Consider the following 14,600-nt stretch of genomic DNA (forward strand, 5'->3'; position numbering starts at 1 on the left):
CACCCCCCAGGTCATCCGTTCGACAGGGGGGAACAGCCATGCCGGGCCCGGAGGCCAGCGGCCCTCTTGCAGGACCGCGAAGAACATAACGGGGGACGACGGCTCCGTCCCGGTTCTGTCTCCGGCACTTGCGTCGCAGCGCAGCACCACCGGCCGCAGAGGTGGTCGTCCGCCTCCTAGCGATCACGACCACATGCCTTGCGTACGGAAGCGGCAACACGGTCGATCAGTTCGGGGAGGGCCGAACGCACCGGTTCGCTCAGGTCGGTACCCAGGCCGATGTCGGACGCCTCCACGGCATGCACCACAAGCTCGCGTGGGAGCCGGTCGAGGGTTTTCCCCAGGGCCAGGCACTCCCCCAGGCCCAAGGCATGGGTGCTCGCCGGACCCGTTGCCTGCGCGGCTGCTTCCGCCGCTGACAGGGTGTGGAGCCGGCCGGGCCGGGCAGGGTGCGTGCGGACGGCTTCCACCACGACCACGGTGTCGGCGCCGTGCCACAGGTCGAGCATCCGGCTCGGTTCGCCGTCACTGACCGCGAGCACGGTGCCGTCGGGAACCTGGTCCCGCAGTGCCTCCACCACCGCCGGCCCGACGCCGTCGTCGCGGCGGAATGGATTGCCCACACCGATCACCACGACCCGGCCGGTCATGTGCGCTCCACCGTCAGGTCGAGGAAGTGGGTGGAGCAGGAGATGCAGGGGTCGTGGTTCCTGATGGCGCGCTCGCAAAGGGTGGTGAGCTCCTCATCGTCCGCGGCGGGGCCCGGCCGGTCGAGTCGCGCCTGGACGGCCCGGCGCAGGTCCTCCTCGATGGCCGACTGGTTCTGGGCGGTGGGCGGAACGATGCGGGCCGCGGTGAGCGTGCCGTCCTCCGCCAAGGCGTAGCGGTGGTAGAGCAGTCCGCGAGGTGCCTCGGTGGCGCCGGTGCCGACCGCCTTGCGTGGCGGGACGTCGACGGCCGGACGTGGAGGTGGTTCGTAGGCGTCGATGATCCGCAGGGCTTCCTCGACGGCCTGCACCACTTCCACGGCGCGTACGACGATGCTGCGGAAGGGGTTGCGGCAGACCGCGCCCGCGGCCGGGTCGCCGAGCCCGGCGTCTCGCGCGGCCTCGGCCGCCACGGGGTGCAGCCACCGGCCGTTGAGGGCGTAGCGGGCCAGCGACCCGGTCAGGTAGCGGCGGCCGTCCAGGGCGGCGGTCAGGGCGGTGGAGTGCGGTACCTGCTCTTCGCGCACGTGCTGCTCGAAGTCGGCGACCGGGAACTCGCGCAGGGCCGGCCCCCGCTCGGTGCCGCTGCCGTCGGGAGCGGCCATGACGGTGGGTGTCCCGGAGTCGATGGCGTAGCGGCCCGGATCCCGTAGGGCCAGCAGTTCGTAGTCGCACACTGCGTCGGGGAAGTCGAACGCGGCCACCCAGCGCACGGTCTCCAGCGCGTCCTCGCGAGCCTGCCGCAGCCGGTCCGCCACGGGGCGCAGTTCCTGGATCGTCGGCGTGCGGTAGAAGCCACCGACGCGGACGTTGACCGGGTGGATGGAGCGGCCGCCCAGCAGTTCCAGGATCGCGTTGCCGGTCTGCTTGGTCCGCAGGCCGCGTTCGACGGCGGCGCGGTGGTCGCGGGCGAGTTCGACCGCGCTCGGGCAGCCGAAGAAGTCCGGAGCGTGGAGCAAGTGGATGTGCAGGGTCTGGCTCTCGATCCATTCGCCGCAGTACAGCAGGCGGCGCAGCTCGGCGAGGGGGCCGTCCACAGTGACGCCGCAGGCGTTCTCGACCGCCTGGCAGGCGCTCATCTGGTAGGCGACCGGGCAGATGCCGCAGATGCGGGAGGTGATGTCCGGTGGCTCGGTGTGTCCCCGGCCGATCAGGAAGGCCTCGAAGAACCGTGGCGGTTCGTAGATGCGCAGCCGTGCCTCGGCGATCGTTCCGTCGTGGACGCGCAGGTGGAGGGCGCCTTCGCCTTCCACGCGGGCCAGTGCGTCCAGCCGCAGGACGCGGGATCCGCGATGGCTCATACCGGCCCTTCCGGGGTGGTGTCTGTCCTGGTCTGGGAGTCGTCCTGCTCCTCGGCAGCCTCAGCCGCGAGATCGGGTACGGGGGCATATTCCGGCGACGCGGCGTTGAAGGTGTGGAAGACACGCAGGATGTCGCGCTCGCTCATCCCGTCGTGGCGCAGTTGCCGGACCATGGAGCGCAGGTTGGGGCTGTTGCTCGGGCCGAAGCAGCCGTAGCAGCCGCGTCCGTAGGCGGGGCAGATCGCGCCGCAGCCGGAGTGGGTGACCGGGCCCAGACATGGGGTGCCGTGGGCCACGGTGATGCAGGTCGTGCCGCGCCTCTTGCACTCGAAGCAGACGCTGTGATCGGGGATGCCCGGTTTGCGTCCGGCCAGGTAGGCGGTGATCACTTCCAGGAGTTGGCGGCGGTCGATGGGACAGCCGCGCAGTTCGAAGTCGACCGGTACATGGGCCGAGATCGGCGTCGAGGTCTCCAGCGTGGCGATGTACTCCGGGCGGGCGTAGACCGCGGCGCGGAACTCGGCGACATCCCCGAAGTTGCGCAGCGCCTGGATGCCGCCCGCGGTGGCGCAGGCTCCGATGGTGACCAGGCGACGGGAGATGCGCCGGATGTGCCGGATCCGCTCGGCGTCCTCGGCCGTGGTGATCGACCCTTCGACCAGGGAGAGGTCGTACGGTCCGCGCCCGGACAGCTCCGCGCGCTCCCCGTCGGGTCCCTCGGCGGCGGACATCTCCAGGAAGTGCTCGATCCGTATCCGCTCGGTGAGACCGAGCAGTTCGTCCTCGCAGTCGAGCAGGGTCAGCTGGCAGCCGTCGCAGGAGGCGAACTTCCACACGGCGAGTGTCGGCCGGGGGTCGGCGTCCGGGTGGGGACCGGTGTCCGGTCGGGTACCGGCGCCAGGAGGGATGTCGGTGGTCATCTCACAACTCCCGTACGGCGAGCAGTGGTTCAACCCGGTCGTAGCCGACGACCGGGCCGTCCCGGCACAGCAGGATCGGGCCGAGCTGGCAGTGACCGCAGTGGCCGGTGGCGCAGCGCATGTTGCGTTCCAGGGACACCTGGACGCGGTGCGGGGGCACGCCCCGGTCCGTCAGGGCGCGTGCGGTGTGACGGATCATCACCTCGGGGCCGCACACCAGCGCACACGTGCGGTCGGGCCGAATGTCGAACCGGTCCAGGAGTGCGGTGACCACCCCAACCGCGCCGTGCCAGCCCGGGTCGGGGCGGTCGACGGTCACTGCCACCCGGGCCGGGCCGCGCCAGCTTTCGATCTCCTCCCGGTGGACCAGGTCGCCGGGGGTACGGGCGCCCACCAGAATCCCGAGCCGGCCGTACGCCGCGGGCCGCTCCAGAACCGTGTGCACCACCGGCCGCAGCGGCGCCAGCCCGATGCCGCCGGCGATCACCAGCACGTCCTGGCCGACTGCCGCGTCCATGTCCCAGCCGGCGCCATACGGCCCGCGCAGCCCCACGGTGTCCCCCGGGCGCAGTCGGTACAGCGCCGTAGAGACTGCGCCCACCGCGCGCACGGTGTGCACCAGCCCTCCGTGCCGGCCACGCAGGGCGCTGACCGAGACGGGCACCTCTCCGACACCGAACGCGTAGATCATGGCGAACTGCCCCGGCGAGAACGGCGGAAGCTCCCGCCCGACCGGCACCAGCTCCACCGAACAGGTGTCGGCGGTCTCCGGCCGGGTGCCGACGACCCGGTACGGCAGCGGAGGCGTCACCGTGCTCATGCCGGGCCGCTTCCGTAGGGCGCGTACAGGTCCAGCAACCTGATGCGGGTCGCCTGCAGGCGCTCGGCGACGACCTCGGTGAAGCGGCGCATCAAGGCGTAGCCGAGTTCGGGGTCGGCCGCGCACACGCCGAGTACGTCGGCGGCGGGGAACTGCGTCGCCTCCACCGCGGTCACCGCCTCCGCCCCCAGGTGCCAGCGGTACGGCGGGGAGATCCACGACCAGCCCAGCAACTGACCCGGGCCGAGCGTCTCCACCACGGGCGCCGGGTGCCGACCGGGGACGTACAGGTCGAGGGCGACCTCTCCGGAGCGCAGCAGCCAGAAGCGGTCGGCCTTCCCGCCCTCGTCGAACAGCCGCGTACCGGCCGGGTACGAGACGTCCAGTCCTGTGACCATCAGCCGTTCGCGGTGTTCGGCCGGGAGGAAGTCCAGGGCCGACGGCAGGGCGGTCACGGAGCATCCGCCTCCCCCGCTGCCCGGGACTGCGTCCAGTCGTGCAAGGCGGCGGCCTCCTCGGTGATGTCGATGCCGACCGGGCACCACACGATGCAGCGACCGCAGCCCACACAGCCGGAGGAGCCGAACTGGTCGTACCAGGTGCCCAGTTTGTGGGTCATCCACTGCCGGTAGCGGCTGCGCGCGGACGCGCGGACCGGGCCGCCGTGCAGGTGGGAGAAGTCGAGGTCGAAGCAGGAGTCCCAGAGCCGCCAGCGCTCCGCGTGGTCACCGGTGAGGTCGGTGACGTCCTCGGTGGTGGTGCAGAAGCAGGTGGGACACACCATGGTGCAGTTGCCGCACGTCAGACAGCGCCCCGCGACGTCGTCCCAGCGGGGGGCGTCCAGCGTGCCGGCCATCAGTTCCCGCAGGTCGGCTTCGGGCATGGTCCGTCCCATGCGGTCCGCGGCGGAGGCGACGCCCGCGCGGGCCGCATCGCGGGTGGCGGGGTCCGCCGGGCGGGCGGGCAGTTCGGCGAGGACCTCCGCGCCTTCCTCGCTGCCGCCGCGGATCCAGAAGCGGTGACCGTCGTCGTCGACCACCTCGGTCATCACCAGGTCGTAGCCCGGTCCGGCTGCCGGTCCCGTGCCCATCGAGACGCAGAAACAGGTGCTGCCGGGCTCCGTGCACTCCACCGCCACCAGGAACGCTCCGGTGCGCCGCTCCTGGTAGACGGGGTCGCGGTGCGGCCCCCCGGTGAGCACCCGGTCCTGGATCGCGATGGCCCGCAGGTCGCAGGATCGCACCCCGAGGAATGCGTACCGGACCGGCGGGGGCTCGTCGGCCGTGAACACCGTCTCGTCCCCCACCCGGTCGGCACTCCACTGCCGTACCCGCGCCGGGTGCAGAAACGTCTTCCACGACTGCGGGCCCGCCGCGTTCGCGAACGCGGCACCGTCCGGCCTCTCGCGCAGCCGGTACTGCCCGGCCTCCAGCTCCACGCCCCATCCGTAGGGCAACTGGTCGGCCGACTCCAGCTCCGCCAGCACGATCGCGCCGTCCCGCACGGTGGGGCCGACCACGGTGAAGCCGCGCCCGATCAGGGCGTCGACCAGCGCGGCCATCCCGTCCTTGCCGATCACCATCCCGTCGCAGACGGATGGCGACGAGGAGTTCACGTCGGTGTACGTGTTCATGGCCTTGCTCCCTCAGCACCGCGGAAAGCAGGTGCGGCGGCCGTCAGCTCACTGGAGACCAGGGACGCTGGAGCCCACGGATGCGGGACTTCCGGCACAATCGTACAAATACGGAGGTATCGGAAGCATGTGCATGTGGCTTCCCGTCCCCGCCCTACCAGCGTCGAAGTCGCCTACGGAGCAGTCCCGAGCACGGTGTCGTCCCGGTCGAAACCCAGCCGGTCGACCACGTCCACCACGCCGTCGACGCTCTCGCACAGCCGCACGACGACCGGGACCATGCTCTTGTGCTCCACGGTGCCGCTGAGCGTGACCCTGCCGTCGGTGACCCCGACGGTCAGCGCGGAGGGAGCCAGGCCGAGCGTCCGGACGATGACGTCCTCAAGGATCTCCTCCTGGATCGCGCGGTCCCTGCGGAGAAAGAGCTGCACCAGGTCGCTCCGGCTGAGCACGCCGATGAGCCGGCCGTCGCCGTCCACCACGGGCAGCCGCTTGACGCCGCGCCGTTCCATGGTTCGCGCCGCACGCACCGCGTTCCACCCCGGCTCCGCGACCACGGCGGGACTGGTCATCAGCTCCCGGGCGCTGCTCCCGACGCCGACGGACGTCTGCTTGCGGATCAGGTCCGCCTCCGAGACCACCCCGACCGGCCTGCCCTCGTCGTCGACCACCGGAACGGCGGTGATGTCGTACTCGTCGAGGAGGCGTGCGATCTCCTTGAACGTGGTGTCCGGTCGCACGCTGACGGCGGTCGGGGTCATCAGATCGCCCACGCTGCGGTGTCTCACCGCCTCGGCCCCCTTCTCGACTCACTGTGCGGGTGGCTGGAACGTTCCGTCCGTGGAGGCACGATCACCCACCATGCCTGACCTCGATGTGCTTCGCCTCGGCCTTCTCACGCCCCAACCCGACGCTGATGGTGAGCATGCCGTTGGTGAAGTCGGCCCGGACGTCATCCTCGTTGGCTCCGGGCGGCAGGGTGACGCTGCGGCTCAGGGAGCCGTAACGGATCTCGCTGCGGTTCTTCTCCACATCGCGCTCGGTGCGCTCGGCCTTGACGGTCAACGTCCCTTCGCTGATCACGACGTCGATGTCCTCGGGCGAGACGCCCGGAAGCTCCGCCCTCATCACGTACCGGTCGCCCTCCGTGTAGTCCTCGATCCGCATCGCGGAGAGGTCGCCCATCGTGGGCATCCCGAACCGCGTGGGGAAGGACTCGAACCACTCGGGAATCTCCGGGAAGGGGAACCTCTGCCTGCGTGAGAGTGTCGCCATCGCCGTACCTCCTGCAGTGTGGGTCGACTGCCGACGCTTCCAGTCCACCGCGTGCACTTCTTGATCGCAGAGGTCGAACGGCCCATGCCGGGGGCCGGAAGGTCCCTTCCCCATCGGTGCCGGGGCGGGGACCAACGGCCCTGGAAACCCTGGCGTACCGGTCCTTTCATGAAGGACGCAAAGAAGCAATCGGTGTCCACCACCAGGACGGGAGCCGCCATACGACGTGCGTTGGGACTCGGGACGGGTGACGCTGTATTTCTCCGGACCCGACGCGTACGCCAAGCACCCGGGTACGCGCCCCGCATCCCCTGACCGCCACTCATGACGGAGATCACGATGGCACGACCGGATGCCCATCTGCCGATCGTGGTCGGTGTGGATCCCGACCCCGCGAAGCGCATGGCGCTGGCTTGGGCGGCCGACGAGGCGGCACGGCGCGGACTGCCGCTGCGCCTGGTGCACGCCGAGAGCATGCCGACCGTCGGATTCGGTCGGTGGGAGGTACCGCCCTCCTGGGAGGCGTGGAACGAGGTGCTGCACAGGGCCGGCGAGCGTGTGCTGAAGGAGGCGGTGTCCTTCGTGGAGGCTCGGCAGTCCCGGGTGCCGGTCTCCGGGCTGCTGGCTGAGGGGAGCCCGGCGTGGGTCCTGCGGGAGCAGAGCCGTCAGGCCACAGCCGTCGTGCTGGGCTCGTGGCACCTCAGCCGAGCGCGGGAGGTGTTCGGCTCCTCGTCCGTCGCCGTGCCCGTCATGGCGCATGCCCGCTGCCCGGTGGTCGTGGTCCCCGAGCCGGAGCACGTGACCCAGCAGCCGGCGCACTTCGTCGTCGGCGTGGACGGCAGCGCGCATTCCGCCGCCGCCATCGACTTCGCCTTCCAGGAGGCCGCCTTGCGGGGCGCCGCGCTGCGCGCCGTGTACGCGTGGCAGCCGGGCCCCTTGCACTGGATGTTCGACGAGGACGCGGAGCAGCAGGAGTACCGGCGGGTGCTGTCGGAAACCGTCGCGGGGCGCGGCACGGCGTACCCGGACGTGGAGGTGCATCACGAACTCGTCAGCGGCCATCCGGTGGAGGTGCTGACCGGGGCGTCCGCCCACGCTCTCGGTCTGGTGGTGGGGACCCGGGGGCGCGGCGGCTTCGCCGGCATGCTGCTCGGCTCGGTGAGTCAGGGCGTGCTGCACTACGCCCGCTGTCCCGTCATCGCCGTCCCGCACACATCGGCGTGAGCCATGAAGACAAAGGCCGGTGGCCGCGGCGGGCGGCAGGAGACGAACCTTGGGGCGGTATCGGCTCGGCAGGGCCGGCGTCTGCCGGAGTCCGGACTGCTGGCGGTGACCGCGGGCGCCCTGCTCGCCGGCGGTATCGCATGGCTGCTGGGGCGTCACGATGTCGCGGGTGCCTGCTGGGCGGCCGGTACCGCGCTGGCCCTCGTTCCTGCGATCGCCTGGGTGGTGGGCGATCTGCGCAGGGGACGGGCCGGCGTCGATCTGATCGCGGTGCTGGCGCTGGCCGGGACTCTCGCGGTCGGCGAGTACCTGGCGGGTGCGCTGATCGGACTGATGCTGGCGACCGGGCGGGCACTGGAGAAAGCTGCGGAACGGCGCGCCTCACGGGACCTGCGTTCCCTGCTGGAGCACGCCCCGCGTTCGGCCCGTCGACGCGACGGGGCGGCCGTCCAGGTCGTGCCGCTGGACGTGGTGGTACCTGGTGACGTGCTCGTCGTCGGCTCCGGTGAAGTGGTCCCTGTGGACGGCGAGGTCACAATCGGCCTGGCGGTGCTCGACGAATCCGTGCTGACGGGTGAGTCCGCCCAGGTGGAGCGGGGTGTCGGCGAGGCGGTGCGCAGTGGTGTGGTGAATGGTGGGACTGTCTTCGAGCTGAGAGCGAAGGCCACCGCCGCCGACAGCACCTACGCCGAGATCGTGCGCCTCGCCCGGCAGGCCGCGGCGGAGCGGGCTCCCATGGTGCGGCTGGCGGAGCGCTACGCCGCCTGGTTCCTGCCCCTGTCGCTGGGGTTGGCCGCCGTCGCCTGGGTGGTGAGCGGTTCCGCTGTTCGTGCGGTGGCCGTCCTTGTCGTCGCGACCCCCTGCCCGTTGCTGCTCGCGACTCCGGTCGCCGTCGTCTCCGGCCTGTCGCAGTGCGCCCGGCGGGGCGTCGTGGTACGGGACGGCGGTGCCCTGGAGCGGCTGGGCCGGGCCCGCACCCTGGTGATCGACAAGACGGGGACGTTGACTGTGGGACGTCCGCGGGTGCTTGAGGTGGTGGGCGCTCCGGGCGGTCCGGCTCCGGCGGAGGTGCTGCGGCTGGCCGCCTCGCTCGACCAGGTGTCGGCGCACCTCCTGGCCGAAGCCATCGTCCATGAGGCCAGGGCACGCAACCTGCCCCTGACCGTTCCGCAGGACGTGACCGAGGAACCCGGACGAGGAGTCACCGGCACCGTGGACGGCCTGCGCATCGCCGTCGGCAGGACGGGACTGTCCCCTGCCGACCTGCCCGGCTGGGCGCGTGCGGTGGACAACCGGGCCCTGCTGGACGGCGCCGCGACCGTCTGGCTGACCGTGAACGGCATGGTGTCCGGTGCCCTGCTGCTGCGCGACCCGCTGCGCCCCGATGCGCCCCGCACCATCCGCCGTCTCAGGGCGGCCGGGCTGGAGCGGCTGCTGATGCTCACCGGAGACCGTCCCGAACCGGCCCGTGAGGTGGGGGCGGTCCTGGGCCTGGACAACGTACGCGCCGGGCAACTGCCCACCGACAAGATCGCCGCGGTGCGCGAGGAAAACAAGCGGGCCGTCACGGTCATGGTCGGCGACGGTGTCAACGACGCTCCCGCCCTCGCCGCGGCCGACGTCGGTGTCGCCATGGGCGCCCGCGGGTCCACCTCAGCCTCGGAGGCCGCCGACATCGTCCTCACCACAGATCACGTGGGACGCCTGGCCGACGCCATGGAGATCGCCGCACGCGCCCGCCGGATCGCGGTGCAGAGCGCCGCGGGCGGCATGGCGATGTCCCTGGCCGCCATGACGGCCGCGCTCCTCGGCCTGCTCCCGCCAGCGCCCGGCGCCCTCCTCCAGGAGGCCATCGACGTCACCGTCATCCTCAACGCGCTACGGGCCCTGCTCCCGCCACCCGGCGTACGCCCCACGCTCGAACCGGAGGCGGAGAGCCTCATCCACCGCTTCGCCACCGAGCACGACGACCTCAGGGACGCCCTCGACGCCATCCGGGAAGCCGCCGGCCTCCTCACCACGGACCACGGCCCCCGAGCCCTGGCCGCCGTACGTGAGATCGACCACCTGATCAGAGACCGTCTGCTTCCCCACGAACACGCGGAGGAACACGAGCTCTACCCCGCGCTGGACCGGCGACTGGGCCCGGAGGTCACCGACACCATGAGCCGCGCCCACGCCGAGATCGAACGCCTGGCGGAGCGCATCGCCACCCACGTACGCCTCGCCGACGAGGAAGGAGGGCTCCGGCCGGAGCAACTCGACGACCTGCGCGCCTCGCTGTACGGCCTCCACACGATCCTGCGCCTTCATTTCGCGCAGGAGGAGGAGAGCTACTTCTCGCTGGCGCAGTGACCCGCTCACGGCAGCTCCGGTACGACGGCCACCGGGCACTGGGCGTGGTGCAGCAGAGTGTGTCCCACCCTCCCCAGGCGCAGTCCATGGGGGTCGTGGCCGCGGCGGGCTCCGATGACCGCGAGGTCCGCGGCAGCCGAGCGGTGCAGCAGCACCCTGTGGGCGGGCCCCTCAACCGTGGTCCTGTTCACCCGGACGTCCGGATGGTCGACCATGGCGTCCTGCAGCAGAGCGTCGATCAGCGTGGACGCCCGCTCCTGGTGATAGAGCGCCGGATCCCCGGTGAGCAGCGGGTGCTGCATGGGTTCGTGTCCCGGACGGCGCCAGGCGCGGACGACATCCAGGACGCAGTGGCGCACCTCGGCCTCCCGCAGGGCGAACCGCGCCGCCGCACCGCTCGTGCCCGGTTCGCCGACGCCGAGCAGGATCCGCTCGTGGGTGCCCCGCAGCCCCGCCTCGTCTCCCCGGACGACGATCACCGGCCCGGAGGCGCGACCCGCCACGGCCAGGCTGACCGTGCCGAGGAGCAGCCCCTGCAGCTCGCCACGGCCACGGCATCCCGTCACCACGGCCGTGGCGTTGCCACTCTCGCGCAGCAGGGCGTCCACCGCGTCCTGGGGCAGGACCTCGGCCGTGACCGTCACGTCCGGATCGCGGCGCCGGGCGCGTTCCGCCGCCGTGCCGACGATGTTGTCCGCCATCACCTGGTGCGCCGGCCGCTGCAGACCGGCCGAGGGCACGACACCTTCGTACCGCTCCCACAGGGACGCGTAGACGAGCCGCAGCGGCAGGCCGTGCCGAGCTGCCTCGTCGGTCGCCCAGTCCACCGCGAGGAGACTGGAGTCCGATCCGTCGACGCCTACGACCACAGGCAGTCCCATGGTCCCCACCGCCTTTCCTCAGTCCGGGAAACCACGCAGGACCAGGTACTGCCACCATCACGCCGAACAGGGGCCGCATGAAGGGCATGTTGCCCTCTTCGGTGCGGCATTCGGCCCAAGCCGCTCGATGTGCCGGCCACACATCTCCGTCCGGAAGACACGGTCCGCACGGTCCTCCAGGAGGTCCGAACGGCCCTACCCCGGCGTCCCCGGCACGCCACACTCTGGAAGGTGATCAACCATCCGGATCGACTCCGGAGGGGGTTCAGTGACCGCACCGCCTATGGACGTGTCCGTCATCGCCGCATTCGTCGAAGACGCCACGGCCGCTCCGTCCCAGCACAACGCGCAGCCCTGGAGATTTCGGTTCATCAGTGACAGCGGTCTTCTGCAGCTGTACGCCGACCCGGAACGCACCCTCCCCAAGACCGACCCCGACACCCGCGGCATGCACCTGGGCTGCGGTGCCGCACTGTTCAACCTGCGGGTGGCCGCGGTGGCGGCGGGCCGGGAGCCCGACACGCGGCTCCTGCCCGACTCGTCCGTCCCCGAGTTGCTGGCAGAGGTGGACCTCACGCGTGACGCGCGCCCCGATGACGATCTCGCCCTTCTCCACCCGGCGATCCGACGGCGCCACACCAGCCGAAATCCCTTCCGTGAGGACGACATCCCGGATGCCCTGAAGGACGGACTGTGCGCAGCGGCCCGCCTAGAAGGCGCCCGGCTGGTCTTCCCCGAAGCCTGGCACGCGCGATCGGTCCTGGAACTGGTGCACGACGCCGAAGGCCGGGAGGCACGGAACCCCGGTGTGCGTGGCGAGACGGCCCATTGGGCCCGGACCGAGCCCGCCGACGGGCCCCCGGCTTCGGAGGGGATCCCCGCCGAGGCGTTCGGCCCCCGCCAGTGGGGAGCCGACTCCCCCGTACGGGACTTCGCCGTCGGCCGCGAGGTACCCGGGCGCGGTTGGGCCCCGTTCGAGAAACGGCCTCAGATCGCTCTGCTGGGTACGGCGCAGGACCGGCGGCTGGACTGGGTGCGGGCGGGCCAGGCGCTGGAGCGGGTCTGGCTCCAGGCCACTCTCGACGGCCTCGTCGCGTCCCTGACCTCCCAGCCACTCGAATGGCCCGAACTGCGGTGGGTGGTGCGGGACCCGACGACGGCCATGGGGCACGTACAGATGGTGATCCGTCTGGGATACGGCCCTGAGGGCGCCTCGACTCCGCGACGTCCGGTGGCCGATGTGCTCGACGTCGTCTGACGGCTCGCCCTCGCCGCGCCCACTTTCCACAGCCATGAGGCTTGTGACCACGCGTGGAAGGAGTGGAAGCATGCAGCACCGAACAGTCGCCGAAGTCATGACGCACAGTGTCGTCACGGCACACCCCCGCTCGTCCTTCAAACAGATCGCCCAGCTGCTGCGCGACAACGACGTCACGGCCCTCCCCGTCGTCGACGACGAGGGACGTCCCGTCGGTGTCGTGTCCGAGGCGGACCTGCTCCGCAAGGCGGCGAGTCTGCCCGACCCGGAGGGACGGACGCTCGGTCGCCCGCTGGGGCCGGAGGAGCTGGCACGCGCCGGTGCCGAGACCGCGGAAGCGATGATGACCACACCCGCGGTCATGGCACGTCCGGGCTGGAACGTCGTCGAGACGGCAAGGACCATGTACCGCCACAAGGTGAAGCGGCTGCCCGTGGTCGACGAGACCGGCAGGCTCGTCGGGATCGTCAGCCGCTCGGATCTGCTGCGGCCGTTCCTGCGCAGCGACACGGCGATCAGCGACGAGATCCACCAGGACGTGCTGCGCGCGACCCTGGGTCTTCCCTCGGACGCCGTGCAGGTCGACGTGCGGGACGGCGTGGTGACGCTGACGGGCCGGGTGGAGGAGAGAACGCTGATTCCGGTCATCGACCGTCTGTGCCGGTCCGTGGACGGCGTGGTCGCCGTACACCAGTCGATCGGCTACGCCTACGACGACCTCGGATCCGACCTCGAACCGCCCCGGCTGCCCGGCAGGGAAGGCAGCGGCCAGGAGACATCTGCTCACCATGGGTGAGCGATGATGCCGCCCGGCCTGGGGAGTCCTTCCCGGCATTGGGGTGATCCCCCCCGTCGCCACGGGTGTCGTGTGCCCTGCCGACGCGAAAGTCCCCACACCTTGAGGACCGACCGTCGTGCAGCACCGCACAGGCCGCCACCGCTGCGGCCGGTGGCGTGTGCCGGATGCCAGGAGGACTCCATGGACATGCGTACATCAACGAGTGCTCGGTGGAGGCGTGTTCGGACAACGTCGGCAGCGCATGCCACGCACTGGCCATCACCGTCGGCGATCCCCCGCACGCCCACTGCGACACGTAGCCGGCCGGACCGCCTCATCGCGATTCCGGGCGCACGATGACGACCGGGCACTTCGCATGCTGAGCGACATGCTGGCTGACGGACCCCAGCAAGGCCCGCGCGAACCCGCCCCGCCCCCTGCTGCCCACCACCAACGCCTCAGCGCCCTCGGCGGCCAGCAGAAGCACCTCGACGGTGTTCCCTCGGACCAGGAGCGCTCTGACCGAGTCGGTCTCCTCGGCTCCCAGCACCTCGCTCAGCTCGTGGCTCAGCCGTTGCCGGGCCACGGCCTCGTCGAAGTCGGCGTCCACGGCCAGAGCCGACCAGCCGTACGCGCCGGGCATGTCCCACGCCGTCACCGCGTCCACCGTGCCGCCGATCAGGCCGGCGTACCGCACGGCCCAGCGCAGCGCCGCGTGTGACGACGGCGAACCGTCGACACCGACGACAACACGAGGCCTGGAAGTGTCCGTGCCCATAGGTCTCCCCTCTTCCGCGGCCTTCTCGCCGACCACGCCGGATGCCGTCCTCCACCTCCACGCTGCGCGACTTCGGGGTGGCGCGCCAGGGAAGCGCAGCCGAGTGGGCCCTGTGCGCCGCTCAGTGGGCCGATCGGCCCTTGGCGCGCTGCGGGGAACGGGAGGACCGGAGAAGGCGGGCGTCGAAACAGCCCGACGAAGGCCCGGCTCAAGGATCTCGTCGAGCGGGCCGTAGGTGAACGGCGACCGCTACCCGGTCGCCCCAGGTCCCTTCACCCAGCGCGACGCCCCGTCCACCGTGGTTCCCCGAACTCCCACTCCCGATCGCACGGCTCGAAGCGGCGACGATCGAGGCAGATGCGCACACCGTTCCACGCGCCGCCGCCCAGGATCAGGGCAGCACCCGCCGCGACAGCGAAGCCCGTCTCGACACCGGCGAGCGCTGCCGAGTCCGACGTGGGAGGCGGCGTGGAGACGTGGCTGTACCGACGGTCGTTCCAGGGGCTTTCCCAGCGCCTCGTGCCCACCGTGGCGTGCTACGGCCCGGACCGGTAAGGGCCCTGCAGCCCCAGGTCGAACACAGCCTGCGCCACCTGCCTCGAAGTGATGCCCCGTCGGCTCCGAAAGCGAGAGCGGATCGCGGTGCCAACCGGAGATCGCAAGTGCCGAC

General features: G+C 71.4%; 15 protein-coding genes. 5 read left to right on the forward strand and 10 right to left on the reverse strand.

Going from position 1 to position 14,600, the window contains the following annotated elements; genetic code table 11:
* Positions 1–176: 176 nt before the first annotated feature.
* The 8 genes from ACFYZJ_RS11245 to ACFYZJ_RS11280 all read right to left on the reverse strand — a co-directional run bounded on the left by ACFYZJ_RS11245 (position 177) and on the right by ACFYZJ_RS11280 (position 6,656).
* Complete coding sequence (locus ACFYZJ_RS11245; RefSeq protein WP_388565609.1) at positions 177–650, reverse strand: hydrogenase maturation protease; 474 nt, start codon at positions 648–650, stop codon at positions 177–179.
* Positions 647–2,008, reverse strand: coding sequence for a Ni/Fe hydrogenase subunit alpha (locus ACFYZJ_RS11250; protein ID WP_388565611.1), 1,362 nt, complete (start codon positions 2,006–2,008; stop codon positions 647–649). Before ACFYZJ_RS11250 ends, ACFYZJ_RS11245 begins: the two co-directional genes overlap by 4 nt.
* Entirely contained in the window at positions 2,005–2,928 is a 924-nt protein-coding gene (locus ACFYZJ_RS11255; protein WP_388565613.1) for an oxidoreductase, read from the reverse strand. The genes ACFYZJ_RS11250 and ACFYZJ_RS11255 overlap by 4 nt, the downstream gene beginning before the upstream one ends.
* A 1-nt stretch (position 2,929) precedes the next feature.
* Complete coding sequence (locus ACFYZJ_RS11260; protein ID WP_388565616.1) at positions 2,930–3,748, reverse strand: FAD/NAD(P)-binding protein; 819 nt, start codon at positions 3,746–3,748, stop codon at positions 2,930–2,932.
* Positions 3,745–4,146 (reverse strand): Crp/Fnr family transcriptional regulator, encoded by a 402-nt coding sequence (locus tag ACFYZJ_RS11265; RefSeq protein ID WP_388566622.1) that lies wholly within the window; start codon positions 4,144–4,146, stop codon positions 3,745–3,747. Before ACFYZJ_RS11265 ends, ACFYZJ_RS11260 begins: the two co-directional genes overlap by 4 nt.
* Before the next feature lie 53 nt (positions 4,147–4,199).
* Complete coding sequence (locus ACFYZJ_RS11270; RefSeq protein ID WP_388565619.1) at positions 4,200–5,381, reverse strand: 4Fe-4S dicluster domain-containing protein; 1,182 nt, start codon at positions 5,379–5,381, stop codon at positions 4,200–4,202.
* 173 nt (positions 5,382–5,554) lie between these two features.
* Complete coding sequence (locus tag ACFYZJ_RS11275; protein WP_388565622.1) at positions 5,555–6,169, reverse strand: CBS domain-containing protein; 615 nt, start codon at positions 6,167–6,169, stop codon at positions 5,555–5,557.
* A 64-nt stretch (positions 6,170–6,233) separates the two neighbouring features.
* Positions 6,234–6,656, reverse strand: coding sequence for an Hsp20/alpha crystallin family protein (locus tag ACFYZJ_RS11280; RefSeq protein WP_388565625.1), 423 nt, complete (start codon positions 6,654–6,656; stop codon positions 6,234–6,236).
* A gap of 226 nt (positions 6,657–6,882) precedes the next feature.
* On the opposite strand from ACFYZJ_RS11280, the gene ACFYZJ_RS11285 reads away from it, so the two are divergent.
* From ACFYZJ_RS11285 to ACFYZJ_RS11295, 3 genes are read left to right on the forward strand one after another with little or no spacing between them, the layout of a single operon-like run.
* On the forward strand, positions 6,883–6,984 hold the full coding sequence (locus tag ACFYZJ_RS11285; protein ID WP_388565627.1) for a hypothetical protein: 102 nt from the start codon (positions 6,883–6,885) through the stop codon (positions 6,982–6,984).
* A gap of 11 nt (positions 6,985–6,995) precedes the next feature.
* On the forward strand, positions 6,996–7,880 hold the full coding sequence (locus ACFYZJ_RS11290) for a universal stress protein (protein WP_388565630.1): 885 nt from the start codon (positions 6,996–6,998) through the stop codon (positions 7,878–7,880).
* Positions 7,881–7,883: 3 nt separating this feature from the next.
* The gene (locus ACFYZJ_RS11295; protein ID WP_388565632.1) at positions 7,884–10,235 is read left to right on the forward strand and encodes a heavy metal translocating P-type ATPase; all 2,352 of its coding nucleotides are present in this window, start codon (positions 7,884–7,886) and stop codon (positions 10,233–10,235) included.
* A 5-nt stretch (positions 10,236–10,240) separates the two neighbouring features.
* Here the strand turns inward: ACFYZJ_RS11295 and ACFYZJ_RS11300 are convergent, their stop codons facing one another.
* Positions 10,241–11,116 carry a universal stress protein gene (locus tag ACFYZJ_RS11300; RefSeq protein ID WP_388565635.1) on the reverse strand — a complete coding sequence of 292 codons (876 nt, stop codon included), beginning with the start codon at positions 11,114–11,116 and terminating at the stop codon, positions 10,241–10,243.
* A 268-nt stretch (positions 11,117–11,384) separates the two neighbouring features.
* Here ACFYZJ_RS11300 and ACFYZJ_RS11305 point away from each other — a divergent pair, with 268 nt between their 5' ends.
* Entirely contained in the window at positions 11,385–12,374 is a 990-nt protein-coding gene (locus ACFYZJ_RS11305) for an Acg family FMN-binding oxidoreductase (RefSeq protein WP_388565637.1), read from the forward strand.
* Positions 12,375–12,444: 70 nt separating this feature from the next.
* Positions 12,445–13,170, forward strand: a complete 726-nt coding sequence (locus ACFYZJ_RS11310; protein WP_388565640.1) for a CBS domain-containing protein — start codon at positions 12,445–12,447, stop codon at positions 13,168–13,170.
* Positions 13,171–13,486: 316 nt separating this feature from the next.
* Here ACFYZJ_RS11310 and ACFYZJ_RS11315 read toward each other — a convergent pair whose 3' ends face one another.
* Positions 13,487–13,930, reverse strand: coding sequence for a universal stress protein (locus ACFYZJ_RS11315; RefSeq protein ID WP_388565643.1), 444 nt, complete (start codon positions 13,928–13,930; stop codon positions 13,487–13,489).
* Between the last annotated feature and the right edge of the window lie 670 nt (positions 13,931–14,600).

The sequence above is a fragment of the Streptomyces sp. NPDC001848 genome, assembly GCF_042891915.1.
GTDB lineage: Bacteria > Actinomycetota > Actinomycetes > Streptomycetales > Streptomycetaceae > Streptomyces.